This window comes from Intestinibacter sp., assembly GCF_051866655.1.
Lineage (GTDB): Bacteria > Bacillota > Clostridia > Peptostreptococcales > Peptostreptococcaceae > Intestinibacter.
Genome location: NZ_JBJDXL010000140.1, coordinates 1 through 6,040 on the forward strand (window position 1 = coordinate 1; position 6,040 = coordinate 6,040).

Below are 6,040 nucleotides of genomic sequence, written 5' to 3' on the forward strand. Positions count from 1 at the left end.
GGATATTTTGTAAGGGCAGTTAATTCAAATAAAGAGATAAGAGATGTTTTAGGAGTAGAAGAAGATCAAAAGGTTCAAGTATGTATGATAATGGGCTATCCAGATATGGAGTACTTTAGAACTGTACCTAGAAACAAAGCAAATATAAGATTTATTTAGGAGGAGAATTATGGACAAGAAGCAAAAGAATTATACGAATTTATCAATTGCAGGAATATTATTTTTAATGACAGGCTATGTATTAGACAAAATTGTAAAAATAGATAATACTACTATAGCTATGGCATGCTATATGCTTTCAATAATATGCTTGCTAATATCTATACTTAAGATGAATAAAGCCAAAAAAGAAGAAAAAGAAGCAGAAGCTAAGAAAAATGATAAAAAAGCAAATAATAAAAAATAAAAAAATAAATGTATTTGCGATTCTAAATAATTGATTTTTACGAGGATATATGTTTAGGAGTGAATTTTATGAAAAAGGGTGAAAAAATATTGATAGCGGCGGGTATTTTATTGGGATTAGTCATTGTAGGAATATTTATAGTGCTTGATATAGGACCGATAGAGATGATTGTATTTGGATTATCTATAGTTATATCGCTGTTTTTTATAATTAATATACATGAGTTTGGTCACTATGTATTTGGGAAAATGGCTGGATATAAATTAATTTCATTTACAATAGGACCGCTATGCTGGAAAATGGAAAATGAAAGATTTAAATTTATGATATTAAAGCCAAAGGATTATGGAGGATTCTGTGCTATGATACCTCCTAAAGAAGAAATCGAACAATACAGACATACGATTTACTATATGGGTGGAATTTTATTTAATTTTATAAGTGCGATTATAGGAATTTTAATATCATTTTATACAAATGGAAATATTCGAGTATTTTTAATCGCTTTTTCATTTACATCATTTTTTACAGGTGTTTTAAATGCACTTCCAATTATGAGTGGAAATAATCCAAGCGATGGAATGATAGTTTGGAGCATCATTTTAAAAAAGCCATTTGCAAATGACCTATTGAAGCTAAATAGACTTTCAGCACAAGTGTCTCACGGTGTTAGACCAAAGGATATAGAGGTTGAATTTGATTCAGAGAGTCAGATGGATTTTACAAAGGTATACTTTTTATTTTACAGCTATTTTAAGGCCTTAGATTCTAAAAATTACTCTGAAGTTGATTATTATATAGGTTTATTGGAAAAAAATATAGATAAGATACCAGAGCCTATGTTGCCTGGAATATATTACGAAATTTGCTTTAATTACTCTATAAAAGAGGACAAGGTAAATGCCGAGAAAAACTATAAAAATGCTGGAAATGTGCTTCAAAAGGACATGGATTTGAATGGACTTAGAGTAAAATCTTACTACGAATACTATACAAATAAAAATACTCAAAAAGCACTTGAATACGCAAATGAGGCGCTTAAGGTTGCAGATAAATTTCCTCTAAAGGGACAGGCAATTATGGAAAAGGAATTAGTAAAAGAATTAATAGATAAAATTTCGTAAATATTTATTTTTAAATCGAAATAGGGTATAATTAAGTGTTAGAAAAAATCAAAGGGGCGAGATAATGAAATTTTGGAAATTACATGGAATAGGAAATGACTTTGTAGCGATAGATGGAAGAGAAGACGGTATAGATCCAGATAATTACGGAGATTACGCTAAAAGAGCATGCCACAGAAAATTTTCTGTAGGGGCAGATGGTTTATTAGTCGTAAAAAATTCAGATGTTGCAGACGTTGAGATGGTTTACTATAATTCAGACGGTTCTCGCGCTGCTATGTGTGGAAATGGTCTTAGATGCTTCGTAAAATTTGTCTACGATAATAGTATAGTAAAAAAAGATGAATTCGATGTGTACACATTAGACGGAGTTAAAAAAGTAAAATTAAACTTAAAAGATGGAGAAATTGAAACTATAAGAGTAAATATGGGTGGTGGAAGCTTTTTAGCAAAGGACGTGCCTGTAGATACTTCAGCTGAAAAATTTATAGAACAAAAGATAGATGTACTTGATAGAGAGTATACAGTTACATCAATGCTTATGGGAGTTCCTCATACAGTTATATTTGTAGATAAATTAGATATGGACGAGGTTCAAAAATATGGAGCAGCGATTGAAAAACATCCTGTATTCCCTCAAAAGACTAACGTAAATTTTGTACAAATAGTTGACGACAAAAACATACTAGTAAAGACATTTGAAAGAGGCTGTGGATATACTTTTGGTTGTGGAACAGGTATGACTGCATCAGTAGTTATAAGCAATTATCTTGGAAAAGTAGGAGAAAGTGTAAATGTAACTTCTGAAGGTGGAAGCGTAAAAATAGATTTAGAAGATGGATTTGCATATATGACAGGTCCAGCTGTAAAAATATGTGAAGGAAACTTGGAGGTATAATATGGCAATTAGTATGACTGGATTTGGAAGAGGCGAGGTAAAAAACGACAACTATCAATTTTTGGTAGAATGTAAGACTATCAATCATAGATATTGCGATATAAATATGCGTCTTCCTAGAAAAATCAACTTTTTAGAGGATAAGGCTAGAAATTTTATAAAAGATTTCATAAAAAGAGGAAGAGTTGATTTATATGTAAAGCTTGACTTAATAGGTTCAGAAGATGTAAACTTAAAGTTCGATGAAAACTTAGCGAGTCAATATATAAGCATATTGAAAACTATTAGAGATAAATACGAATTAACAGATGATATATCAGTTATGAATGTAGCTAAGTTTCCTGATATAGTAAAGACAGAAGAAAAAGAAGAAGACGAAGATGAAATGTGGGCAATGTTTAAAGATGCTTTAGAAATAGCTCTTAATAAGCTTGTCGAAATGAGAGTAGCTGAAGGTAAAAAATTGGAAGAAGATACTCTAAAAAGATGTGATATACTATCAGACTATATAAATCAAATCGAAAAATTATCTGACACAGTAGTTGAAGATTACAGAGATAAATTAAATACTAGAATAAAGGAATTATTAGAAAATCCAAATGAAATAGACGAAAATAGAATGGCACAGGAAGTAGCTATATACGCAGATAAGAGCTCTATAACTGAGGAAATAGTAAGATTTAATTCTCATATAGTTCAGCTTAGAAACACAGTAGTAAAGGATGATTCAGTAGGAAGAAAGATGGATTTTCTTATCCAAGAGATGAATAGAGAAATAAACACTATGGGATCAAAATCTTCTGATATAAACATCACTAACTTAGTAGTTGAAGTAAAAAGCGAATTAGAAAAAATTAGAGAACAAATTCAAAATATAGAATAGTATTTATACATAGCAATAGAGAAAGGAAGATATAATAATGATTAAGAAAAAAGGATTATTATTAGTTGTTTCTGGTCCATCAGGTGCAGGTAAAGGAACTGTTTGTAAAGAATTAATAAAAAGAAATCCTGATTTTAAGCTTTCAGTATCTGCTACTACTAGAGCTCCTAGAGAGGGCGAAGTAGATGGAGAAAGTTATTTCTTTCTAACTAGAGAGAAATTTAAACAAATGATAGGTCAAGGTGGATTTTTAGAATATGCACAAATTTACAGCAATTTCTATGGAACTCCTAAAGGGCCTGTAATGAAATACTTAGAAGAAGGTAGCGATGTTATATTAGAAATCGAGATGCAAGGTGCTAGACAGGTAAAAGATATGTACCCAGAAGCAGTACTTATATTTGTACTACCTCCTTCACTTGAAGAGCTTAAGAAGAGACTTACTTCTAGAGGTACAGAAACTGAAGAACAAGTAAACGAAAGACTTAGTACTTCTTTTGAAGAAATAAAACAAATAAAAGACTATGATTACTTTGTATTCAATGAAAACAACAAGACGACAGAAGCTGCTATAGCTATAGAAAATATAATTGTAGCAGAAAAAAATAAAGCTAGAAGATATGAAAATGCAATTATAAAAAAATTTGAGGAGGAATTATAAAATGATAAAACCATCAATAAACGACGTATTAGAAAAAATAAGTAACAGATATTATTTAGTTGGGACTGTGGCTAAGAGAGCAAGAGAAATAGTTGACGGTTCTGAAATATACGTAGAAAACAAACAAGGTGAAAATAAACCAGTTTGTATAGCAACTGAAGAAGTAGCTGAAGAAAAAATAACTTATAGATTATTAACACCAGAAGAAATAGAACAAAAAGAATTAGAGCATCATCTAGAACAAGAAAAACAACAAAAAGAATTAGAACAAGACTAATATCTACTGCTTGGGAAGATGATTTGATAAATTACAATTAATAAGGAGAAAAATATGCTAAAAGGTAAGACTGTTGTAATAGGCGTAAGTGGCGGAATTGCAGTGTACAAGGTCTGTGATGTTGTCAGCAGACTTAAAAAATTAAATGCCGACGTACATGTTATTATGACAAAGAGCGCTTGTGAATTTGTAGGACCTCTTACATTTCAAACATTGAGCCAAAATTATGTAGTAAGCGATATGTTTGAAGATCCAAAGACATGGGAGGTTGAGCATATAGAGCTTGCCAAAAAAGCCGATTTATTTTTAGTTGCTCCAGCGACTGCAAATGTTATAGGTAAAATAGCAAATGGTATTTGTGATGATATGCTTACAACTACAATTGCAGCTACAAAGGCAAAAGTGCTTATAGCACCAGCTATGAATACTAATATGTATGAAAACCCATTAGTTCAAAAAAATATATCTATACTTAAAGAACATGGATATAAATTTATAGAGCCAGAAAGTGGAAGATTAGCTTGTGGAGATATCGGAAGTGGAAAGCTAGCATCACCAGAGGTAATAGTTGAAAACGTAGAAGCTCTATTAAATTATGAACAGGATTTAGTAGGCAGAAAAATAATAATAACAGCAGGACCTACAATAGAAAGCTTAGATCCTGTTAGATATTTGACTAATCGTTCAAGTGGTAAGATGGGTTACGCTATAGCTAAGGTTGCAGCTGCTAGAGGAGCTGAGGTTACTTTAGTATCAGGAAAGACAAGCTTAAAGCCATCATCTAATATAAAGAAGGTTATAAATATAACATCAGCAGAGGATATGTATCAGGCAGTTATTTCTAACTTAGATGAAAATGATGTAGTAATAAAAAGCGCTGCAGTTGCAGATTATAAGCCAAAGGAATATAGTGATAAAAAAATCAAGAAAAAAGATGGAGATTTAGTTATAGAATTAGATAGAAACAAGGATATTGCCTATGAAATTGGTAAAATTAAAAAAGACAAGATATTAGTGGGCTTTGCAGCTGAAACTAACGACTTGATAGAAAATGCAAAGGGCAAAATTGCAAAGAAAAATATGGATTTCATAGTTGCAAATAACTTAAAGGAAAGTGGTGCAGGCTTTGGCACTGATACAAATGTAGTAAGCATCATAGAGAAGGATGGAAGTATGACAAAATACCCTATGATGACTAAGGAAGAGGTTGCATCTGTAATTTTAGATAAGATTAAATCTTTATTGGACAATAAATAAACTCAAGGGGAAATCATATGATTTCCTCTTTTAGTAATGAAAACAAATGAAAGGAGTACGAGGATGGAGAAGTATGCAAAGGTTGTAGTCAAAAATAACAGTCAATATACAGATAATTTATTTACATATCAGATACCAAAATTTTTATTAGACGAAATAAGCCTTGGACATAGAGTTCTTGTACCCTTTGGAAAAGGAAATAAGCCCATAGAGGCGTATGTTTTTAATATAACCTATAATAATGATGAAAATATCGAGACTAAGTGTATTTACGATGTACTAGATGAAAAGCCGATTTTGAAGAGAGAAGATTTGGAGTTAATTCACTGGATGAAAAATAGATATCTATGTACATATATGGATTGCATAAATTTAATTATTCCCAAGGGATATAAGCTAAATAATTACAAGGTCGTTACAATAAGCCAGTCGCTTAAGGATATAGATCCATATGAGCTATACGATTTAAGTGAAAAGCTGAGCGAAAATAAAAAATTTGTATTTCAAAAGGTTCTAGATAATAAAGGCAAGATA

7 protein-coding genes and 1 pseudogene are annotated in these 6,040 nt (G+C 31.1%); all 8 read left to right on the forward strand.

Annotated elements, in window-relative coordinates; translation table 11 throughout:
* Positions 1-169 precede the first annotated feature (169 nt).
* The gene (locus tag ACI3VO_RS03965) at positions 170-406 is read left to right on the forward strand and encodes a hypothetical protein (RefSeq protein ID WP_439756677.1); all 237 of its coding nucleotides are present in this window, start codon (positions 170-172) and stop codon (positions 404-406) included.
* A 68-nt stretch (positions 407-474) separates the two neighbouring features.
* On the forward strand, positions 475-1,530 hold the full coding sequence (locus tag ACI3VO_RS03970; RefSeq protein ID WP_439756678.1) for a site-2 protease family protein: 1,056 nt from the start codon (positions 475-477) through the stop codon (positions 1,528-1,530).
* 64 nt (positions 1,531-1,594) lie between these two features.
* On the forward strand, positions 1,595-2,428 hold the full coding sequence (dapF, locus tag ACI3VO_RS03975; RefSeq protein WP_439756679.1) for a diaminopimelate epimerase: 834 nt from the start codon (positions 1,595-1,597) through the stop codon (positions 2,426-2,428).
* Position 2,429: 1 nt separating this feature from the next.
* Positions 2,430-3,311 carry a YicC/YloC family endoribonuclease gene (locus tag ACI3VO_RS03980; protein ID WP_439756680.1) on the forward strand — a complete coding sequence of 294 codons (882 nt, stop codon included), beginning with the start codon at positions 2,430-2,432 and terminating at the stop codon, positions 3,309-3,311.
* Between the two features lie 37 nt (positions 3,312-3,348).
* Entirely contained in the window at positions 3,349-3,972 is a 624-nt protein-coding gene (gene gmk / locus ACI3VO_RS03985; protein WP_439756681.1) for a guanylate kinase, read from the forward strand.
* A 1-nt stretch (position 3,973) separates the two neighbouring features.
* Positions 3,974-4,249 carry a DNA-directed RNA polymerase subunit omega gene (gene rpoZ / locus ACI3VO_RS03990; protein WP_320623854.1) on the forward strand — a complete coding sequence of 92 codons (276 nt, stop codon included), beginning with the start codon at positions 3,974-3,976 and terminating at the stop codon, positions 4,247-4,249.
* 54 nt (positions 4,250-4,303) lie between these two features.
* Positions 4,304-5,506, forward strand: a complete 1,203-nt coding sequence (coaBC, locus tag ACI3VO_RS03995) for a bifunctional phosphopantothenoylcysteine decarboxylase/phosphopantothenate--cysteine ligase CoaBC (protein WP_439756682.1) — start codon at positions 4,304-4,306, stop codon at positions 5,504-5,506.
* Positions 5,507-5,569: 63 nt separating this feature from the next.
* A pseudogene (locus ACI3VO_RS04000) lies at positions 5,570-6,040 on the forward strand (primosomal protein N'); the annotation flags it as partial.

Bases quoted from the DNA above. Each gene is read 5' to 3' on its own strand.
- ACI3VO_RS03965 (WP_439756677.1), top strand. From the start codon at position 170: ATGGACAAGAAGCAAAAGAATTATACGAATTTATCAATTGCAGGAATA.
- ACI3VO_RS03970 (WP_439756678.1), top strand. From the start codon at position 475: ATGAAAAAGGGTGAAAAAATATTGATAGCGGCGGGTATTTTATTGGGA.
- dapF (WP_439756679.1), top strand. From the start codon at position 1,595: ATGAAATTTTGGAAATTACATGGAATAGGAAATGACTTTGTAGCGATA.
- ACI3VO_RS03980 (WP_439756680.1), top strand. From the start codon at position 2,430: ATGGCAATTAGTATGACTGGATTTGGAAGAGGCGAGGTAAAAAACGAC.
- gmk (WP_439756681.1), top strand. From the start codon at position 3,349: ATGATTAAGAAAAAAGGATTATTATTAGTTGTTTCTGGTCCATCAGGT.
- rpoZ (WP_320623854.1), top strand. From the start codon at position 3,974: ATGATAAAACCATCAATAAACGACGTATTAGAAAAAATAAGTAACAGA.
- coaBC (WP_439756682.1), top strand. From the start codon at position 4,304: ATGCTAAAAGGTAAGACTGTTGTAATAGGCGTAAGTGGCGGAATTGCA.